Consider the following 18,543-nt stretch of genomic DNA (forward strand, 5'->3'; position numbering starts at 1 on the left):
AAATTAATGGCATTGAATATAAAATATGGCGTGAGTACCTGGTTGTGGGCATCACCGTTTTCAACCGAAACGATACAGGAACTTTTCCCAAAAATAGCCCAATTAGGGTTTGATGTGGTGGAAATAGCTGTGGAAGACCCCGCGCTTATCGATGTAAAAAAAGTAAAGACCGCTTTAAATGACTATGGTTTAGAAACCGCCATTTGTGGGGCATTTGGTAATTCTCGGGATTTAACCAATGAATCTAAACAGGTACAACAAAATGGATTGTCATACATAGAATCCTGTTTAGATATCTGTGCCGAATTGGGGGTGTCCTTTTTTGCAGGACCGATGTATTCCGCAGTCGGGAAGGCACGGATGTTAAAACCCGACCAGCGAAAAGCGGAATGGGATTTAGCCGTAAACAATCTGCAAAAGGTTTGTGATATGGCGGGTTCAAGAGGACTCAACATCGCCTTAGAACCCTTAAACAGATTCGAATCAGATTTAGTAAATACTGCGGATGACGTGATGCGTATGGTAAAAGATATTAATCACCCTTCGGCAAATGTCATATTGGATAGTTTTCACATGAGTATTGAAGAACGTGATGTAGAGCAAGCCATTAAATCGGTCGGTGATAAACTAATTCATTTACAGGTTTCCGAAAATTACAGAGGGGCGCCGGGTAGCGGACAAACTCCTTGGGATGCCTATAAAAGAGGCTTGGAAGCCATTGGATATAAGGGTATTGTATCCATTGAAAGTTTTACAACCGAGAATGTAGAATTGGCAGGAGCCGTTTGTTTTTGGACGCCTAAAGCGGATACGCAAGATGATTTTGCAAAAGACGGCTTGAAGTTTCTAAAAACATGGGCAAGAGAGTAATTAATTTTTGAAGGGTTCTCGATACAATTCGCTTATAGCGAATCACTCGAACTGACAGGCTAACTAAATTAATATTGCAACCCTGAAAGTCACTTCGAGTGGATTTGCGAAGAGCAACGTAGCAAATTTGTATCGAGAAGATATATGTCGCTCGAACTGACATTAAATAGATATGAAAGTTTCAAAAAAAACACAACATAATTAAGCATATATTAAAACTAATAGATTAAAGTTATGAGTAAAAAAATAAACGTAGCCATTGTAGGTCTAGGATTTGGAGCCGAGTTTATCCCCATCTATCAAAAACACCCCAATGCGGTTATGTACGCTATTTGCCAGCGTAACGAAGATAAACTGAAAGAGATAGGTGACGAATTTGGTATAGATGTGCGTTACACAGATTATGACGAATTGTTAAAAGACCCAAACATACATGCGGTACATATCAATACGCCCATTCCTAATCATGGAGAGCAATCCATTAAAGCCTTAAAAGCAGGCAAACATGTGGCTTGTACCGTGCCCATGGCAACAACGGTTGAGGAATGTAAGCAAATCGTAGAGTTGGTTAAGTCCACCGGGTTGATCTATATGATGATGGAAACCGTGGTCTATGCCCGTGAGTTTTTGTTTATGAAGGAGCTATACGATAAAGGCGAATTAGGTAAAATACAATACTTAAAAGCGAGTCACCAACAAGATATGGACGGTTGGCCGAATTACTGGCCAGGATTGCCACCCATGCATTATGCCACCCATTGCGTAGGACCTGTATTGGCATTAACTAGGGCAGAAGCGGAATATGTGTCTTGCTTTGGTTCAGGAACCATTCGAGAAGAACTGATTCCTAAATACAACTCACCTTTTGCGGTTGAAAGTACCCATATCAAGTTTAAAGATTCTGATATCAGTGCCCATGTGTACCGATCGCTTTTTGATGTGGCACGTCAGTATAGAGAAAGTTTTGAGGTGTATGGTTCCAAAAAATCGGTGGAATGGCCGTTAATAGAAGGACATCCATTAGTAGTGCATACCGCTAAAAAGCCTGAGCCAGAGATTCCTCAAGAAGTAGAATCGCCAGATTATGCCAAGTACTTACCTGAGGAAATTCAACGTTTTACCACCAAAGGTGTGTATGACACGGACGATCACCAACATTTATCCTTTACACAAGGCGCTGGACATGGTGGTTCCCACCCGCATTTGGTGCATGAGTTTGTAAATGCATTAGTAAAAGGTACAGAGCCTTACCCAAATGCCAAACAATCTGCCAACATCACGTGTGTGGGTATTTTGGCGCATGAGTCGGCTTTGCAAGGTGGTAAACAAATGAATTTGCCGGACTTTACCCTAAGCGGTAAATAAGGTCGCTTAAATAATTTGAATTAGTCGAAAATCCTGAGTATTATACTCAGGATTTTTTTTGCGTTATTGCGAGTCATCCGTCATTGCGAGGTACGAAGCAGTCCCATTATGTAGAACTAGAATTAAACAGATTGCTTCGTCGTGCCTCCTCGCAATGACGTTATTTTTTAGGAACAAAAAGTATTTGAAGATAGTTTTGTAGGTGTCTTAATTGTTTTGCCGTTAAATCGGGTTCGTTTACGGATTTTGAAAGAATAAATCCGCCTTCAAAAATCACCGTAAACGTATCGGCCAACGAATTAAGATCCTCTTCAATAACCATGTCATATTGTTCAAGGATGTTTTGCATTAATATCTCAATATTATCTCTCCAAGTCAATATCGTTTTCGCAATATCTTTTTTGATTTCCTCATCAAATAAATTTGATTCATTAATAAACGACGCATACAAACAGCCAGGATGTGGTGCTTTTAAACCGGCCAGCACATCTATAAAAATCTGAATAAACTTCAATAACCTGTCTAGGGGTTTATCCTTTAAATCTTGTGTGTTCTTTAAAGCCGCTTCCATAGTAGAGAGGTCTAAGCGTATAAATTCCTCAATGAGTGCTTTTGCTAAATCGTTTTTTGTTTTAAAGTGATAAAAGAATGCGCCTTTGGTTAACGCGGTTTTCTCTAATATGTGGTCGATACTGGTGCCAGCATAGCCATTTTGAAGTATCAACGCTTTAGATTCTTGTAGTATTTTATCTCGTGTAGGTTTTCCATCTCTTGCCATAATCCAAAAATAATAAAAAAATAAACAAACTAGTTGGTATGTTTGAATATATTTTTATATTTGTACCGTCTAGTCTGTATAATTAAAAAAAATAATGACATTTATGGAAACCATTTTTTTAGAGCTACCAGCCCCGATGGCCATTCTTACCGATCCTGTAACCTTTATAGTCTACGCTATTTATGGAAGTTTGTTTTTATGGGAAACTTTTTTCCCCGCCCGTCCGTTACCTAAAATAAAATATTGGAAGGTACGCGGATTTATTTTTTTCCTTGTCTTTGTATTGATGACAACGTATCTGCCCTTAATATGGGATGGCTTTTTTGCATCGTATCAGCTGATTGATTTAAGTGGATTACCTTTGTTTTTACAAATGGTCTTAGGAATCGTTTTAGTGGAATTTGTGCAATATGTATGGCATTTTAGCATGCATAAATCGGATTTCCTCTTCAGGGTGTCCCACCAAATTCACCACAGTTCTGAACGGATAGATACACCTAGCGCTTTTATATTTAGCCTGAGCGATATGGTTGGTTTGGCACTTGTTGGTTCGGTTAGTTTTGCACTCATTATGGGATTGGCTCCCCAAGCCATTACATACATCATCCTTACAACCATGTTTTTGGGTACTTTTCAGCATGCCAATATTAAAACGCCTCAATGGTTAGGTTATATTATTCAACGGCCAGAAAGCCATTCGCTGCATCATGGAGTAGGCATACATAAATATAACTATTCCGATTTACCACTTATAGACATTATATTTGGCACGTTTAAAAATCCGGAATCATTTCAGAAAGAAACGGGATACTATTTAGGCGCCTCCAACAAACTATGGGACATGTTGCGTTTTAAGGATGTTACTTCCATAAAAGGGAATTAAATATATATCCACACCTTATCCAACTTATAAAATCCTGAGCTTAATAACTTGGGATTTTTGTTTATAAGTGGTGTTGTTACATATTGTTTTCAAATATAAGTAATCAATACATGTCCTATCCGCATAAACCAGCAGCGACACCAAAATTTTGGTAAGAGCCAAAGCTAATCCTGTTTTTAATTTCTTTGATATAGAAAAAAAAACCTGCACTTATTTTTTAACAAATTCAATACCGCTTACCCTGTCTGAACTCAAAAGGAAACCATTCGCATCACCATTACTATCCAAACTGAAATCGATGGTAGCTTTTTCAAGGTTTTTGTAATCGAAATAAATGCGGTTGTAGGAGGTGAGTACTTGTACTTCCACTTCAGGATTACTTCCTACTTTAAAGTAAAGGTTTTTGTCTTTACTATAGAATTGATAGGAGGCTTTTTGCTCCTTGCTGTAATAACTTCCTATATAACGACTGTAATCTTTAGGTGATAATACACTTAAACGCTGAGCAGTAGTATTCCCTTGTGTCTGTAATACGGTAAGTTCTTGATATTTCCCATTTCTAAGATTACTAAACTCAACCCTATCATTTGTTACACCAATTTTGAATGTATTGGTGTTATTGTCTGTATAAAGCATCTGGATGGGTTGACCTGTTACCTGACCACTTAGCATACCATCTTCATATCGAATGTGAATTAGAACATTTGGCATTACTTCATAGACTCCGGTAAGAGTCATTGCATTTTCAACGCTCAACGATTTGTTTACCGCTTTATCAATATGGGTTTGAACCAGCGATGTGGAGTTTTTATCGCCAAAGACATAAATATCAGCAATAGCCCGAGTAATGGACTCCGGATTGATGTCTTCAGAATTACCTAGACATATAATTGAAATTTTTCGTTCAGGAAATCGTAAAGTTTCTGAACGAAATCCTAGAAATGCTCCAGGATGTGTTTGAATGGGTTCATTGCGATACGTATCTAATTGTATTCCCATGCCATAGCTCAAAAGGTTACCGTTATTCAATGTCCCTCTTTTTAGGATATGCTGAACAGGAGATGTGCTATCATAAAAAGCCTGATCCCATCGAGCCAGGTCTTCCATGGTGGTATGCATTCCTCCGTCACCATAAGCTTTATACTTATCCTTAAAAGGGAGGTAATTATCACCTGATTTTGAATAACTCTTAGCAATTACTGATTTCTCTTCCGTTTGATATTTTCCAAAACCAGATGAGTTCATGTTGAGGTCTTTCAATAGGTTGCTACAATATGCAGCAAGTGTTCTGCCCGTAACCCGATGAATGATTTCGGCTAAGAGTATGTAGTTGGAATTACTGTACACACAACGGTCTCCGGGATTAAAATTCAATTTGTTTTGTCTTACTATAAGATTCAAGGCATCTTTGTTATCAAAAGTTGCTTCAAAACTTTTTCCAGACAACCACATCAGTACCATATAGTCACGAATGCCACTGGTATGATAGAGTAAATTTTCAATAGTAATACCTTTGCCATAATTAGGAAATTCTGGCAGAAACTTGCCAATAGTATCAGTTAATGATAGCTTCTGCTGCTTAATAAGCGATGTTACGGCAAACGCAGTGAATTGTTTACTGCCAGAGGCTATATTATATAATACTTTCGGGGAATTTACTTCTTTAAATTTGAGATCGGCCATCCCATATCCTTTTTGAAATATAATTTTGCCTTCCTTAATAATTCCAATAGTAGCTCCCGGTGTATTACTGTCATTATGATTTTCCATCATTAAATCAATCGTCTGTTCAAGGGTATTATTCTGATTGGATTGAAAGGCGTTGACAGAATTACATGCAAGCGTACAAAACGCCATAAGGAATATTATATAAGTGTTTTTCATAACATTCTAATTTATATTCAAGCAAGAGGTTCCTGTTTCAGAAACCGGATGCTAAAAGGATATTTATAAGGCTGATGACTTGTGACTTTCAAAGAGTTTATAATGATAACTACCTGACTGAATAAGACTAACACAATCAATATAGGCGGCGCAAAAAAAAGCACAAAGGGAAGGATATAGAGTAACATACTCAGTTGGAAATTGATCACGTCAATGGCATGTTTACGAATATCTTTGACGTCGTCACGTTTCCATATCCAAACCAGAATGGGGGGAAGGATTAAAAGAGGCAAACCACTTAAATGCAGCAGGGGCAACCATTTACTTTGCCCTTCTTTGTTACTTGTATTTAAGTCCTCTTCAATGTTGGCTAAAATTGCAAAATCAACATCCAATGCTGCTGCAATCGATTGAAGCGTATATGCACGTGGGTCTACTTCACCATTTTCAATACGTTGAATGGTTCGCACACTAATGTCTGTTTTTGCGGCTAACTCCTCCTGAGTAATGCCTTTCTTTAGCCTTAGTTCTTTTATTAAGAGTCCTGTTCTCATAAATGATTATTTTTTCAAATATATGAAGATAGCAGAGGACACTGCCACTTCAATTACCCGACATTCACACGACAATGTGGAAAAAATAGCTCTTTTTGGCCTTTTCGCACGCTTATTTAAAACAAGTTTACTTCAAATATCCAAGCATTTAGCACAAAGAGAAGTAGCTATTAATATATTCTGAGTTTAATAACTCGGGATTTTTTTACGCGTCATTGCGAGGAAGTATGACGAAGCAATCTGTTTAAATTTAGTTCTACATCATGAGATTCCTTCGTACCTCGCCATGACGGTGAGATTGCTTCTCACGATAGAAATTTTCATTTCCAGCCTATGGTTTTTACTATGAATTGAGTACCTTGTTTTCAAAAACAATTCAACATGAATCACAGTAAAAAATTATACAAAGTGGCATTTGGGTTGGCTGTTTTTACTATTATCTATAATATAGTTGAAGGCTTGATATCGACCTATTTGGGATTTGAAGATGAAAGCTTGGCCCTTTTTGGTTTTGGTGCCGATAGTTTTATTGAAGTCATTTCTGGATTGGGCATTGCCCACATGATTATAAGGATACAAAACAACCCAGACAGTAAACGGGATGGTTTTGAGCGCACCGCCTTAAGAATAACAGGATTTGCGTTTTATATTTTGGTGGTTGCCCTAGTGATAACCAGTGTATATAATATTTGGATTGGTCATAAACCCATCACCACCTTTTGGGGTGTTGTTATTTCGGGCATTTCCATCGTCGTGATGTGGGTTTTGGTGGCTTGGAAACGCCGTGTAGGCAACCAACTAAACTCAGCACCCATTTTGGCGGATGCCAATTGCACCATGGTTTGTGTGTATATGTCCGTTATTTTATTGGTAAGTAGTGGTATTTATGAGCTGTTTGGCATCCCATATATAGATAGTTTGGGAACATTGGGACTTGCCTATTTTGCTTTTAAGGAAGGCAAGGAATGTTTTGAAAAAGCCAAAAATGATACGCATTGTTGTTGTGATTGAAAATTTAGTTTATATTAAATGTCATTTATTAATAAGTTATAAAAGATGAAATACCTAATACCAATAACGTTTATATTTTTTATTTCAATCGCCTTCAGTCAAGAAAACAGAGAAGCCAATTTTCCATCGATTAGAGAAAAAGTGACTAAGTTGCCAGCCAAGGAAAAGTTATGGGTATTTATCTTGGCAGGACAATCCAACATGGCAGGGAGGGGTTTTGTAGAACCTATGGATACCATCCCTAATAACAGAATAATTGCTTTAAACGAAAATAAAGAGTGGGTTTATGCTAAAGAACCTTTGCATTTCTACGAGCCAAATTTAACAGGTTTAGACTGTGGATTATCATTTGCAAAAAAATTATTGGAATGTGTGCCAGATGATGTTACCATAGCCTTAATACCTTGTGCGGTAGGTGGTTCATCTATCTCACAATGGATTAATGATGAAGTTTATAGGGAAGTGAAATTGTTAACAAATTTTACTGAAATGGTAAAATCAGTAGAAAATAATGTGGTTTTTAAAGGTGTTTTATGGCACCAAGGTGAAAGTGATTCCAATGATAGGAGTATTCCAAAATATAAAGAAAGCACAGAAGCATTGTTCCAAAAGTTTAGAGAAATTACAAATAACAAGTCTTTACCTATTTTGGTTGGGGAATTAGGGGCATTTATTCAACCTGAAGAGGCCCAGAAGAAATACGATTCCATAAATGCTATTATTCATAAAACCGCTATGCTTGATGATAATAGGTTTGTAATTTCTACAAAAGATTTAACGCACAAAGGAGATAACCTGCATTTTGATTCTAAATCACAAAGGGACATGGGTGTTCGATTTGCAAAAGCATTTTTAAATGAAGTTGTTGAAATAAATTGCGAAGATTAGTTTTTTATAAATTTTTTCATTTCCTGCAAAGGCTTTAAAGTTTCATCACTGTCATGCTTTTCGAAGTTTGCAACCTCGCATGTTAATAATTAAAACAGCCGCGAAGTCAGGAGACTTCGCAGAGCTGGTGCGTAAGAGGGCGAAATACGTTTCCGCACTCTTAGACCAAGTATTTACTGAACACTCCTGCTCACTTTGGCACTCTGCAATACATTCTTGTAAAATTCATCTTCCAAACACCAGTTAAAAAATGTGAATACTGTAAATCTTCACAGTAATTACATAACTCATTTATAAGCCTATAAACTATCTTGTAGGTGAATAAAAACTAATGATATGTCTAATAAGAAAATCTCCGTATTGGTTGGCAGTCTGAGAGAGGACTCATTCAATAAAAAGATAGCGACCGAAGTCATGAAATTGGCTTCACCAAATTTAGAATTAGAAATTCTGGAAATTGGTCAATTGATATACTATAATGAGGACTTAGATCAAGGAAATCCACCACAAGAATGGGTGCAATTCAGAAAGAAAATCAAAAATTCGGATGGGTTTTTATTCTTCACACCAGAATACAACCGGGGCATTCCTGCTGTTTTAAAGAACGCTATAGATGTGGCTTCAAGGCCCTATGGCAAAAATAGTTGGGTGGGAAAACCGGGTGCCGTGGTAAGTGTTTCCGTTAGTGCTTTGGGGGCATTTGGAGCCAATCACCTGCTTCGCCAATCGATGGTGTTTGTTGATGTTCCCATGATGCAACAACCTGAAGCCTATATTGGAAATGCACAAAGCTTATTTGATAAAGAAGGACATCTGGTAAAGGACACAAAAACCTTTCTTCAAGACTTTATCAAGGCCTACGAAAGCTGGGTGAATAAATTTTAACGCAACCCATAGAAGCCAATAATCAAAACTTCCAAACTTACTCACTCCCAAACGCCTTCATTTCCTGTAAAGGTTCAAGCGTTTCATCACTGCCCCAAATGGTATTATCAAATTTGGTCAAGGTTTGGTAAGGTGTCTTTTTTTGTTGTTTAATATTGTTGTAATCGTTTAGGGTGGTTGCTTTGGTGGCGGTTATTAATAGTTCTTCTTTAGTGCGGTTGCTGCCTTCTATGGTAAAATCGGTGCTTAATTTAAAACGGTCTTTGCTGTTTTGGATGAGGGTTAAATCTCTGCTGACGTAAAAGTAACTGCCACTTTCATGGTTTATATATTTGGGTTGGTAGGTGCTATCGCTTTGTTTTTGGAACAGCACCAAGCCACTGCTTAGGTTTTCTTCGTATTTAACACCTAACAAAAACTTCAAATTCACTTTACTGCCATGTCTGTTTTCAAAATAGCTATAGGTGACTTTGGTAATGGCATAATCACCATCAGTAACGTATAGTTTACCACTGTATTTTGCCTTGCCCTTTCTGGGTTGGTAGCTTATAACGTAGGTGAGTTGTTGGTTATAAATAGTAATATCGTCTATGGTATATTCATATAGACGAGGGTTCAAGACATTCATTAAAAACGAGTTATCGTAGAATTTGGTAAATCTAAGTAAGCCTTTAGTGGCTCCTTTGAGTTGGTTGGTTTCAAATTCATCTTTTTTAGGTTTCTTTTGCTCTTTATTCATTTCTTCAAACGACAACGAATCTTCAATTTTAAAGAGTCCGGTTTTAACTTTATAAGTTTTGGTGGTATCTAAATAGCGTAACATGATATTTTTGGCTCGTTCTTGAACATTGTCTATCGAGAAATCTTTACTATGGTCCAATAATTGGGTGGCTTTGCTGACGATGAGTTTGGTAGAGTCTTTCGCTTGGGTATACAATGTACCCTTAAAATCTACAAACTGAACGGTATTACTAGTCATAATGGCATTGGTCAATGCTCGTAAATCGGTATTCACTTTATCCAATTGTTGCTTTTTAACTTGCGAGGCTTTGTCGATTTCAAAATTCAAGTTTTCAAAATCCATATAATTTGCCACGCGTCTAAAAATGTCGTATTGCCTTAAGTCCGTATTGTAATTCTTGGGGGCATGGCGTTTTACACGGGCAATAATGGAATCGATGTTTGGTTTTTTATTGCTGAGGTACACCTCGTCTAGTTGGTTTATGGCTGGTTCTAATTCAATGATATAATTTAGGTTTTTTATATCGGCAATGGTCAGCGTTTTACTGCCGTAACCCATGAACGATATTAGGATGTTTGTGTTTTCCAAGGACTTAGGGTTAATGGTAAAATAGCCTTCTTCATTAGAAACAACACCACTGTATTCTCCCGTTTTTATAGTCGCGAAGGGTATGGGAACTTTGGTAGTTTTGTCAATTAATTTGGCAGTGATGTTTTGTGCTAAAAGCGATTGAAAGCCAATGATGATGCAGATGAAAAGTAATCGATGTTTCATAAAATAATGATTCAATATATAAACGATTAATAGGCTAAAATGTTACAGTAACTTCTTGAAAAAATGATGCTTTTGTGTTTATTAAAAGTAATCCTTTGAAAAATAAAAAAATTATAAATTACTGTTAATATAGTCTATATTTGCACTCGCAAAATCAATAACAAAAATAGTGTCCTGCAATAGCGGGAACAACAAAAACATTACGCCATGAAAGCAGGAATCGTAGGATTGCCAAACGTAGGGAAATCAACCTTATTTAATTGTTTGTCCAATGCCAAAGCACAAAGTGCCAATTTTCCATTTTGTACCATCGAACCTAACATAGGTGTTGTCAATGTACCTGATGCTCGATTGGAAAAGCTGACCGAATTGGTTAAACCATTGAGGGTACAGCCAGCAACCGTAGAGATTGTTGATATTGCTGGATTGGTAAAAGGTGCTAGTAAAGGTGAAGGATTAGGTAACCAGTTTTTGGCAAACATTAGGGAAACCGATGCGATTTTGCACGTTTTGAGATGTTTTGATAATGATAATATTGTACACGTTGATGGGAAGGTTAACCCGATTCGGGATAAGGAAACCATCGATATGGAATTACAGTTGAAGGATTTAGAAACTGTTGATAAAAAACTGGAGAAAGTAAAACGTGCTGCTAAAACAGGCAATAAAGAGGCCCAAAAAGAAGAAGCCGTTTTAATGAAAATCAAAGAAAATCTTGAGGCTGGTGTATCCATACGCGCCTTGCAATTTAGCGAAGATGATTATAACGATTTTGTAAAACCAGCACAGTTTATTACTGAGAAACCTGTGATGTATGTTTGTAATGTAGATGAAGGATCAGCAGTTTCTGGCAATGCTTATGTAGACTTGGTTAAGGAAGCCGTAAAAAATGAAAATGCTGAAGTTTTGGTGTTAGCTGTGGCTATTGAAGCGGATATTAATGAATTGGATGATTATGAAGAACGCAAAATGTTCTTGCAAGATATCGGGTTGGATGAAGCAGGTTCGGCTAAATTAATTCGTTCAGCATACAAGTTATTAAACCAACAAACGTATTTTACGGCAGGTGTTAAAGAGGTGAGGGCTTGGACTATTGATATAGGGGCAACGGCGCCGCAAGCTGCTGGCGTAATCCATACCGATTTTGAAAAAGGTTTTATTAGAGCAGAGGTGATCTCTTATAACGACTATGTGACTTATGGTAGTGAGGTAAAAGTAAAAGAAGCAGGAAAAATGCGTGTTGAGGGCAAAAGCTATGTTGTAAATGATGGTGATGTGATGCATTTCTTGTTCAATGTGTAGGCTATTATCAGTGAAGTGCCAATATTGGTTCTCTTTTCATAATTAAATAAAACGAATTGTTAATTTGTAGGTAAATTTTTATTATTAGTACTATCTTAAATCCCTCAACCAGTACTCATGCCGCTAATTGAAATACATACCCTAATTAATGCCGACGCTAAAACCTGTTTTGACTTAGCTAGAAATATAGACATCCATCAAGAATCTTTAAAGCATTCCCAAGAAAAGGCCATCGCAGGAAAAATATCCGGACTCATAGAATTGGGTGAGTGGGTGAGTTGGGAAGCTAAACATTTGGGTTTTGTACAGCACTTGACATCCAGGATTACCGAATTTGATTCTCCACATTATTTTGTGGATGAAATGGTTTATGGGGCTTTTAAATCGTTTAAGCATGAGCATATTTTCAAAGAACGGGACAACCAAACACTTATGGTAGATACATTCGATTTTGAATCTCCTCTGGGTATTTTTGGTCAGTTTGCCAATTGGTTATTTCTTAAAAAATATATGCTTAACCTTTTAAAAACTAGGGGTAATTATATAAAACAAAAGGCCGAATCGCTCTAAATGATTAAATGAGCATCGTAATCTGTCATATTTCTATATTTTATTAAAAAAGCACTGGGCTATCTTCGCCTTATGGTAATAAAAAAACCGACTACTTTTATATATGGTGTCCTAATTGGACTTTTAGGTATTGTCCTTTTTTCATCCAAAGCGGTTATGGTAAAATTGGCTTACCAATACAATGTTGATGCCATAAGTATCTTATTGTTACGCATGTTATTTGCATGTCCCTTTTATATCATTATTGCCCTTTGGAATAGAAAGAAGCAAACAGAACTTGTTTTAGAGACGAAGGATTACTATTGGATTGTGTTCTTTGGTATGATAGGCTATTATTTATCGAGTTATTTCGATTTTGTGGGCTTAACATATATTAAGGCCAGTTTGGAGCGTATTATATTGTTCTTGTACCCAACGATGGTCATCATTTTTAATAAGGTTTTTTTAAAGAATCGGATAACGAAGGTTCAAACAATGGCTATTATTTTAACGTATGTAGGCATTGTAATTGCCTTTGGGGATGAGGTCGCTATTTCCGGAAACGACACGTATGTTGGTGGGTTTTTTATATTATTGAGTGCCATTACGTATGCAGCGTATTTGGTTGGGAGTGGTTGGTTAATTCCGAAGTTTGGCGTGATGAAATTCACATCCTACGCCATGATTGTGTCCTGTATCTGTGTGTTTGTCCATTATTTGATAATTAGGGAAACCAGTATTTTTAGTTATACTTGGGAAGTATATGTTTTAGGATTATTAATCGCCATTTTTGCTACTGTAATCCCTTCATTTCTGGTATCTATATCCATAAAAATGATTGATTCTTCAAATTTTGCCATTATTGCTGGTGCTGGTCCTATTTCAACCATCATTCTTGCGGGCATTTTTTTAGGTGAACAATTAACCTGGTTGCAGTTGTTTGGTGCGTTGGTAGTTATTTTTGGAATTTTATTAGTATCGTTGAAGAAAGTTAAAAGTTAAAAGTTAAAAGTTACTTCAACTAAACAACTAAACAACTAAACAACTAAACAACTAAACAAATCAACAAATCAACATCCACCCAACACCCAAGACCCAGAACCCAAGACCCAATACCTTACACCCAAAACCTATCCCCAACTTATCAAAAAATATTGTTAATTACTTTGTGTCATGGCAGTTTCTTTTTTTAAACTGAAATACTATATTAGCCTACCCTCACAGCACATGCCAAAAGATATATGATTGAACAAACCAACTACACAGAAGACAATATACGCTCGTTAGACTGGAAAGAACATATTCGTATGCGTCCAGGGATGTATATTGGAAAATTGGGTGATGGGTCTTCTCCAGACGATGGTATTTATATCCTACTCAAAGAAGTTTTAGACAATTCCATAGACGAGTATGTCATGGGCGCTGGTAAAACCATTGAAATTTCCATTCAAGGCAATAAAGTGAGTGTACGCGATTATGGTCGTGGGATTCCTTTAGGCAAAGTGGTAGATGTGGTTTCTAAAATGAACACAGGTGGCAAGTACGATTCTAAAGCATTTAAGAAATCCGTTGGATTGAATGGTGTAGGTACGAAAGCCGTTAACGCGTTATCCTCTTTTTTCAGGGTAGAATCTACACGGGATAATAAATCGGCTTCCGCAGAATTTGAACAGGGAAATCTAATCAACCAAGATTTATTGGATGATACCACTAGAAGAAAGGGCACGAAGGTCTCTTTTGTTCCAGATGAAATCATCTTTAAAAAATACAAGTATCGAAATGAATACATCATTAAGATGCTTAAAAACTATGTGTACCTAAATCCAGGGTTGACCATCGTTTATAATGGTGAAAAATATTTTAGTGAAAACGGACTTAAGGATTTATTAAGTGAAAACATTAATGAATCGGATAGAGCTTATTCAATCATCCATTTAAAGGGAGACGATATTGAAGTCGCTATGACACATAGTAAAACTCAGTATAGTGAAGAGTACCATTCGTTTGTAAACGGACAAAACACCACACAAGGTGGTACACATTTAGTGGCCTTTAGAGAGGCATTGGTAAAAACGATTAGGGAGTTTTATGGAAAGAATTACGATCCGTCCGATGTTCGTAAATCCATTGTGTCGGCTATTGCCATTAAGGTCATGGAGCCCGTTTTTGAAAGTCAGACTAAAACAAAGTTAGGTTCGACCGATATGGGTGGTGATCTTCCAACAGTAAGAACCTATATCAATGATTTTTTAAAAACACATCTGGATAATTATTTACACAAAAACCCAGAGGCGGCAGATAAAATTCAACGTAAAATCCTTCAGGCAGAACGCGAACGTAAAGAGTTATCAGGTATTCGGAAATTGGCCAAAGACCGTGCTAAAAAAGCCAGTGTCCACAATAAAAAATTACGTGATTGTCGGGTGCATTTGGGGGACATTAAAAACGATAGAAGTTTAGAATCCACTTTATTTATTACCGAGGGAGATTCGGCTTCTGGAAGTATCACCAAGTCAAGAGACGTGAATACTCAGGCTGTTTTCAGTTTAAAAGGAAAACCATTGAATTGCTATGGTTTGAGCAAAAAAATTGTTTATGAAAATGAAGAATTTAATTTGTTGCAAGCGGCATTGAATATAGAGGAATCCCTAGAAGATTTAAGGTATAATAATGTAGTCATAGCAACCGATGCCGATGTGGATGGGATGCATATTCGGTTATTGCTCATCACCTTTTTTCTTCAGTTTTTTCCAGAAGTCATAAAAGAAGGGCATTTATATATTTTACAGACGCCCTTATTTAGGGTTCGAAATAAAAAGGAAACCATCTATTGTTATTCTGAGGAAGAACGGAGGGACGCGATTGAAAAGTTAAAACCAAAACCAGAAATCACACGATTTAAAGGACTTGGAGAGATTTCGCCTGATGAGTTCAAGCATTTTATTGGGGAAAACATTCGGTTAGATCCTGTGATGTTGGACGATAACATGTCCATTGAAAATTTATTGGAGTTTTATATGGGTAAAAACACCCCTGATAGACAAGAATTTATCATTGATAATTTAAAAGTAGAATTGGATATTATTGAATAAAAGGTATTCAAAATTATCTATTTGTTATTTTAAGATTAAAAAAATGAGAATTCAATTTAAATATTAGTTAAAATGGAATTAAAATATATAAGTTTAGTTGTAAATTTGCACAAAAAAGGCAAATTAACTTAGCCTGATTCAGTCAGGTTTTAAAACTAAATAGATATGTTATATTCAAAAGAAACTAAATTGGTAAGAAGAGAGGTTTATGATTTTGTAACGGCATTTAATAGAAATATAAGCAAAGCCAAAGATAAGCCCTCAGGAAAAACGATGCTTAGCGGGCGACCTAAAAAATAGTAATAATTAATGATTGAAGACGGCAACGATTTAATTAACGAACAAGAAGAACCAAAAGAAACCATTACCCGTGTAACGGGCATGTACAAAGACTGGTTTTTAGATTATGCTTCCTACGTTATATTAGAACGTGCTGTCCCGGCCATTGAAGATGGCTTTAAACCTGTGCAACGCCGCATCATGCATTCCATGAAAGATTTGGATGATGGACGTTACAATAAGGTGGCAAACATTGTGGGTCATACCATGCAATACCACCCACATGGTGATGCTAGTATTGCCGATGCCATGGTTCAAATCGGGCAAAAAGATTTATTAATTGATACCCAAGGAAACTGGGGTAATATTTTAACCGGCGATAGCGCTGCAGCATCCCGTTATATTGAGGCACGTCTGTCAAAGTTTGCTTTAGATGTCGTTTATAATCCGAAGATTACCGAATGGCAGGCATCGTATGATGGTAGACGAAAAGAGCCAGTAAATTTACCTGTTATGTTTCCTTTGCTATTGGCACAAGGCGGCGAAGGGATAGCGGTCGGACTTTCTACAAAAATATTACCACATAATTTTATTGAACTCATTGATGCTTCCATCAAGCATCTAAAAGGGAAAACCTTTACGCTTTTTCCGGATTTTCCAACGGCTGGGATTGCCGATTTTTCAAATTATAATGATGGTTTGCGGGGCGGACGTGTTCGTGTAAGAGCCAGAATATCGCAGCTTGATAAATACACACTAGCTATCACCGAAATTCCTTTTGGAACCAATACCTCTACCTTAATCGATTCCATTTTAAAAGCCAACGATAAAGGCAAAATAAAAATCAAAAAGATTGAAGATAATACGGCTGCCAATGTTGAAATTTTAGTGCATTTACCGCCCGGTATATCACCCGATAAAACCATTGATGCTTTATATGCTTTTACAAGTTGTGAGACACCCGTATCGCCATTAGGTTGTGTTATTGAAGATAATAAACCTTTGTTTGTAGGGGTTTCAGAGATGTTGCGTCGTTCTACCGATAACACGGTACAGCTTTTAAAGAGTGATTTAGAAATAAAATTAGAGGAGCTGGAAGAACAATGGCATTTTGCTTCTTTAGAACGCATTTTCATTGAAAAAAGAATCTATCGTGATATTGAGGAAGAAGAAACGTGGGAAGGTGTTATCAGTGCCATCGATAAAGGATTGCAACCGCATATCAAACATCTGAAACGTGCCATTACGGAAGACGACATTGTACGTTTAACAGAAATTAGGATTAAGCGTATCTCTAAGTTTGATATTGATAAAGCCCAACAAAAAATAGAAGCTCTAGAAGACCAAATTGCTGAAATTAAACATCATTTAGCGCACCTGATAGAATATGCCATTGCCTATTTTACACGACTGAAAAAAGATTATGGTGAAGGGCGCGAGCGTAAAACCGAAATACGCGCTTTTGATGATGTAGATGCCACAAAAGTGGTGATTCGCAACACCAAACTCTACGTTAATCGAGAAGAAGGTTTTGTGGGCATGTCGCTTAAAAAAGATGAATACGTTTGCGATTGCAGCGACATCGACGATATTATTGTATTTACTGGAGAAGGTAAAATGATGGTCACCAAAGTGGATGCCAAAACCTTTGTGGGCAAAGACATTATTCATGTGGCTGTTTTTAATAAAAAAGACAACAGAACCATTTATAACATGATTTATAGGGATGGGAAAAGTGGTCCATCCTACATAAAACGATTTGCGGTAACGGGGATTACCAGAGATAAGGAATACGATTTAACCAACGGAAACAAATTATCAAGTATTTTATATTTTTCGGCAAACCATAATGGGGAAGCAGAGGTAGTTACCATTTTGTTACGTCAGGCTGGAAGTATTAAAAAATTAAAATGGGATATTGATTTTTCAGATATTATTATTAAAGGAAGGGATTCTAAAGGTAATTTGGTTACCAAGTACCCCATTAAAAAAGTAGAACTTAAAGAAAAAGGAATATCTACTTTAAAACCCAGAAAAATTTGGTTTGATGATACCGTGCAACGTTTAAATGTAGATGGTAGAGGCGAACTTATCGGTGAGTTTAGAGGGGAAGACCGTATTTTAATCATCAACCAATCGGGCGTCATTAAAACGATTGTTCCAGAAATTACCGCCCATTTTGATGATGATATGATTGTATTGGAAAAATGGATTCCCAAAAAACCAATTTCAGCTATTTATTATGATGGCGAAAAGGAACGCTATTATGTGAAACGCTTTTTAATTGAAAATGAAAATAGGGAAGATGTTTTTATTTCAGAACATGAAAAATCACAATTAGAAATCGTCTCCACCGATTGGCGACCTATGGCAGAAGTTATTTATGCGAAGCAAAAAGGTAAAGATGCCAAAGAAACACAAATAGTAAATCTAGAGGATTTTATAGCTATAAAAGGCATAAAGGCCATAGGAAATCAATTAACTACGGATAAAATAAAACAAGTTAATTTATTAGACCCTTTGCCTTATGAGGCTCCCGAAGAAATACATGCCGACGAGATAGAGGTAGTTGATGAAGAAACTGTTTTAGATGACGATTCTCAATCCACAGATTCTGATACAAAGAAAGATGATGATGGCAGTTTTCAAATTGATGAAGAAGGGCAGATAACCTTATTTTAAATTAG

General features: G+C 36.7%; 16 protein-coding genes. 12 read left to right on the forward strand and 4 right to left on the reverse strand.

Annotated features, from left to right (window positions below):
- Window positions 1-6: 6 nt before the first annotated feature.
- Window positions 7-870, forward strand: a complete 864-nt coding sequence (locus tag CDH49_RS11280; RefSeq protein ID WP_100615630.1) for a sugar phosphate isomerase/epimerase family protein — start codon at window positions 7-9, stop codon at window positions 868-870.
- 234 nt (window positions 871-1,104) lie between these two features.
- Window positions 1,105-2,235: a Gfo/Idh/MocA family protein gene (locus CDH49_RS11285; protein ID WP_100615631.1), complete on the forward strand. Its 1,131-nt coding sequence runs from the start codon at window positions 1,105-1,107 to the stop codon at window positions 2,233-2,235.
- 160 nt (window positions 2,236-2,395) lie between these two features.
- Here CDH49_RS11285 and CDH49_RS11290 read toward each other — a convergent pair whose 3' ends face one another.
- A complete protein-coding gene (locus CDH49_RS11290; protein WP_100615632.1) occupies window positions 2,396-3,013 on the reverse strand; it encodes a TetR/AcrR family transcriptional regulator in 618 nt (205 codons plus the stop codon).
- A 103-nt stretch (window positions 3,014-3,116) separates the two neighbouring features.
- Here CDH49_RS11290 and CDH49_RS11295 point away from each other — a divergent pair, with 103 nt between their 5' ends.
- Entirely contained in the window at window positions 3,117-3,896 is a 780-nt protein-coding gene (locus tag CDH49_RS11295) for a sterol desaturase family protein (protein WP_100615700.1), read from the forward strand.
- Between the two features lie 210 nt (window positions 3,897-4,106).
- On the opposite strand, the gene CDH49_RS11300 is transcribed toward CDH49_RS11295, so the two are convergent.
- Both CDH49_RS11300 and CDH49_RS11305 read right to left on the reverse strand, forming a co-directional pair.
- Entirely contained in the window at window positions 4,107-5,780 is a 1,674-nt protein-coding gene (locus CDH49_RS11300; protein WP_100615634.1) for a serine hydrolase domain-containing protein, read from the reverse strand.
- A gap of 17 nt (window positions 5,781-5,797) precedes the next feature.
- Window positions 5,798-6,334 (reverse strand): helix-turn-helix domain-containing protein, encoded by a 537-nt coding sequence (locus tag CDH49_RS11305; RefSeq protein ID WP_100615635.1) that lies wholly within the window; start codon window positions 6,332-6,334, stop codon window positions 5,798-5,800.
- Between the two features lie 381 nt (window positions 6,335-6,715).
- On the opposite strand from CDH49_RS11305, the gene CDH49_RS11310 reads away from it, so the two are divergent.
- From CDH49_RS11310 to CDH49_RS11320, 3 genes are all read left to right on the forward strand, one after another.
- Window positions 6,716-7,345 carry a cation transporter gene (locus CDH49_RS11310; protein WP_100615636.1) on the forward strand — a complete coding sequence of 210 codons (630 nt, stop codon included), beginning with the start codon at window positions 6,716-6,718 and terminating at the stop codon, window positions 7,343-7,345.
- Window positions 7,346-7,390: 45 nt separating this feature from the next.
- Entirely contained in the window at window positions 7,391-8,233 is an 843-nt protein-coding gene (locus CDH49_RS11315; RefSeq protein ID WP_100615637.1) for a sialate O-acetylesterase, read from the forward strand.
- A gap of 336 nt (window positions 8,234-8,569) precedes the next feature.
- Window positions 8,570-9,118 carry an NADPH-dependent FMN reductase gene (locus CDH49_RS11320; protein WP_100615638.1) on the forward strand — a complete coding sequence of 183 codons (549 nt, stop codon included), beginning with the start codon at window positions 8,570-8,572 and terminating at the stop codon, window positions 9,116-9,118.
- A 37-nt stretch (window positions 9,119-9,155) separates the two neighbouring features.
- Here CDH49_RS11320 and CDH49_RS11325 read toward each other — a convergent pair whose 3' ends face one another.
- A complete protein-coding gene (locus CDH49_RS11325) occupies window positions 9,156-10,634 on the reverse strand; it encodes a carboxypeptidase-like regulatory domain-containing protein (protein ID WP_100615639.1) in 1,479 nt (492 codons plus the stop codon).
- 207 nt (window positions 10,635-10,841) lie between these two features.
- Between CDH49_RS11325 and ychF the strand changes: the two genes are divergently transcribed.
- From ychF to CDH49_RS11350, 6 genes are all read left to right on the forward strand, one after another.
- Entirely contained in the window at window positions 10,842-11,936 is a 1,095-nt protein-coding gene (gene ychF / locus CDH49_RS11330; RefSeq protein ID WP_100615640.1) for a redox-regulated ATPase YchF, read from the forward strand.
- A gap of 117 nt (window positions 11,937-12,053) precedes the next feature.
- Window positions 12,054-12,506 (forward strand): SRPBCC family protein, encoded by a 453-nt coding sequence (locus tag CDH49_RS11335; RefSeq protein WP_100615641.1) that lies wholly within the window; start codon window positions 12,054-12,056, stop codon window positions 12,504-12,506.
- A gap of 72 nt (window positions 12,507-12,578) precedes the next feature.
- Window positions 12,579-13,487: a DMT family transporter gene (locus tag CDH49_RS11340; protein ID WP_100615642.1), complete on the forward strand. Its 909-nt coding sequence runs from the start codon at window positions 12,579-12,581 to the stop codon at window positions 13,485-13,487.
- Between the two features lie 239 nt (window positions 13,488-13,726).
- Window positions 13,727-15,577, forward strand: coding sequence for a DNA topoisomerase IV subunit B (locus tag CDH49_RS11345; RefSeq protein WP_100615643.1), 1,851 nt, complete (start codon window positions 13,727-13,729; stop codon window positions 15,575-15,577).
- 165 nt (window positions 15,578-15,742) lie between these two features.
- The gene (locus CDH49_RS15880; RefSeq protein ID WP_262496632.1) at window positions 15,743-15,877 is read left to right on the forward strand and encodes a hypothetical protein; all 135 of its coding nucleotides are present in this window, start codon (window positions 15,743-15,745) and stop codon (window positions 15,875-15,877) included.
- A gap of 9 nt (window positions 15,878-15,886) precedes the next feature.
- Entirely contained in the window at window positions 15,887-18,538 is a 2,652-nt protein-coding gene (locus CDH49_RS11350; RefSeq protein WP_100615644.1) for a DNA gyrase/topoisomerase IV subunit A, read from the forward strand.
- The last annotated feature ends 5 nt before the right edge of the window (window positions 18,539-18,543 follow it).

Origin of the sequence: Confluentibacter citreus (assembly GCF_002807055.1) — a bacterium.
GTDB lineage: Bacteria > Bacteroidota > Bacteroidia > Flavobacteriales > Flavobacteriaceae > Confluentibacter > Confluentibacter citreus.

What these genes read in the sequence shown, in the direction of transcription:
- CDH49_RS11350 (WP_100615644.1), top strand. Translation starts at nt 15,887, where the DNA reads ATGATTGAAGACGGCAACGATTTAATTAACGAACAAGAAGAACCAAAA.
- CDH49_RS11335 (WP_100615641.1), top strand. Translation starts at nt 12,054, where the DNA reads ATGCCGCTAATTGAAATACATACCCTAATTAATGCCGACGCTAAAACC.
- CDH49_RS11295 (WP_100615700.1), top strand. Translation starts at nt 3,117, where the DNA reads ATGGAAACCATTTTTTTAGAGCTACCAGCCCCGATGGCCATTCTTACC.
- CDH49_RS11325 (WP_100615639.1), bottom strand. Translation starts at nt 10,634, where the DNA reads ATGAAACATCGATTACTTTTCATCTGCATCATCATTGGCTTTCAATCG.
- CDH49_RS11285 (WP_100615631.1), top strand. Translation starts at nt 1,105, where the DNA reads ATGAGTAAAAAAATAAACGTAGCCATTGTAGGTCTAGGATTTGGAGCC.
- CDH49_RS11345 (WP_100615643.1), top strand. Translation starts at nt 13,727, where the DNA reads ATGATTGAACAAACCAACTACACAGAAGACAATATACGCTCGTTAGAC.
- CDH49_RS11340 (WP_100615642.1), top strand. Translation starts at nt 12,579, where the DNA reads ATGGTAATAAAAAAACCGACTACTTTTATATATGGTGTCCTAATTGGA.
- CDH49_RS15880 (WP_262496632.1), top strand. Translation starts at nt 15,743, where the DNA reads ATGTTATATTCAAAAGAAACTAAATTGGTAAGAAGAGAGGTTTATGAT.
- CDH49_RS11310 (WP_100615636.1), top strand. Translation starts at nt 6,716, where the DNA reads ATGAATCACAGTAAAAAATTATACAAAGTGGCATTTGGGTTGGCTGTT.
- CDH49_RS11320 (WP_100615638.1), top strand. Translation starts at nt 8,570, where the DNA reads ATGTCTAATAAGAAAATCTCCGTATTGGTTGGCAGTCTGAGAGAGGAC.
- ychF (WP_100615640.1), top strand. Translation starts at nt 10,842, where the DNA reads ATGAAAGCAGGAATCGTAGGATTGCCAAACGTAGGGAAATCAACCTTA.
- CDH49_RS11315 (WP_100615637.1), top strand. Translation starts at nt 7,391, where the DNA reads ATGAAATACCTAATACCAATAACGTTTATATTTTTTATTTCAATCGCC.
- CDH49_RS11280 (WP_100615630.1), top strand. Translation starts at nt 7, where the DNA reads ATGGCATTGAATATAAAATATGGCGTGAGTACCTGGTTGTGGGCATCA.
- CDH49_RS11305 (WP_100615635.1), bottom strand. Translation starts at nt 6,334, where the DNA reads ATGAGAACAGGACTCTTAATAAAAGAACTAAGGCTAAAGAAAGGCATT.
- CDH49_RS11290 (WP_100615632.1), bottom strand. Translation starts at nt 3,013, where the DNA reads ATGGCAAGAGATGGAAAACCTACACGAGATAAAATACTACAAGAATCT.
- CDH49_RS11300 (WP_100615634.1), bottom strand. Translation starts at nt 5,780, where the DNA reads ATGAAAAACACTTATATAATATTCCTTATGGCGTTTTGTACGCTTGCA.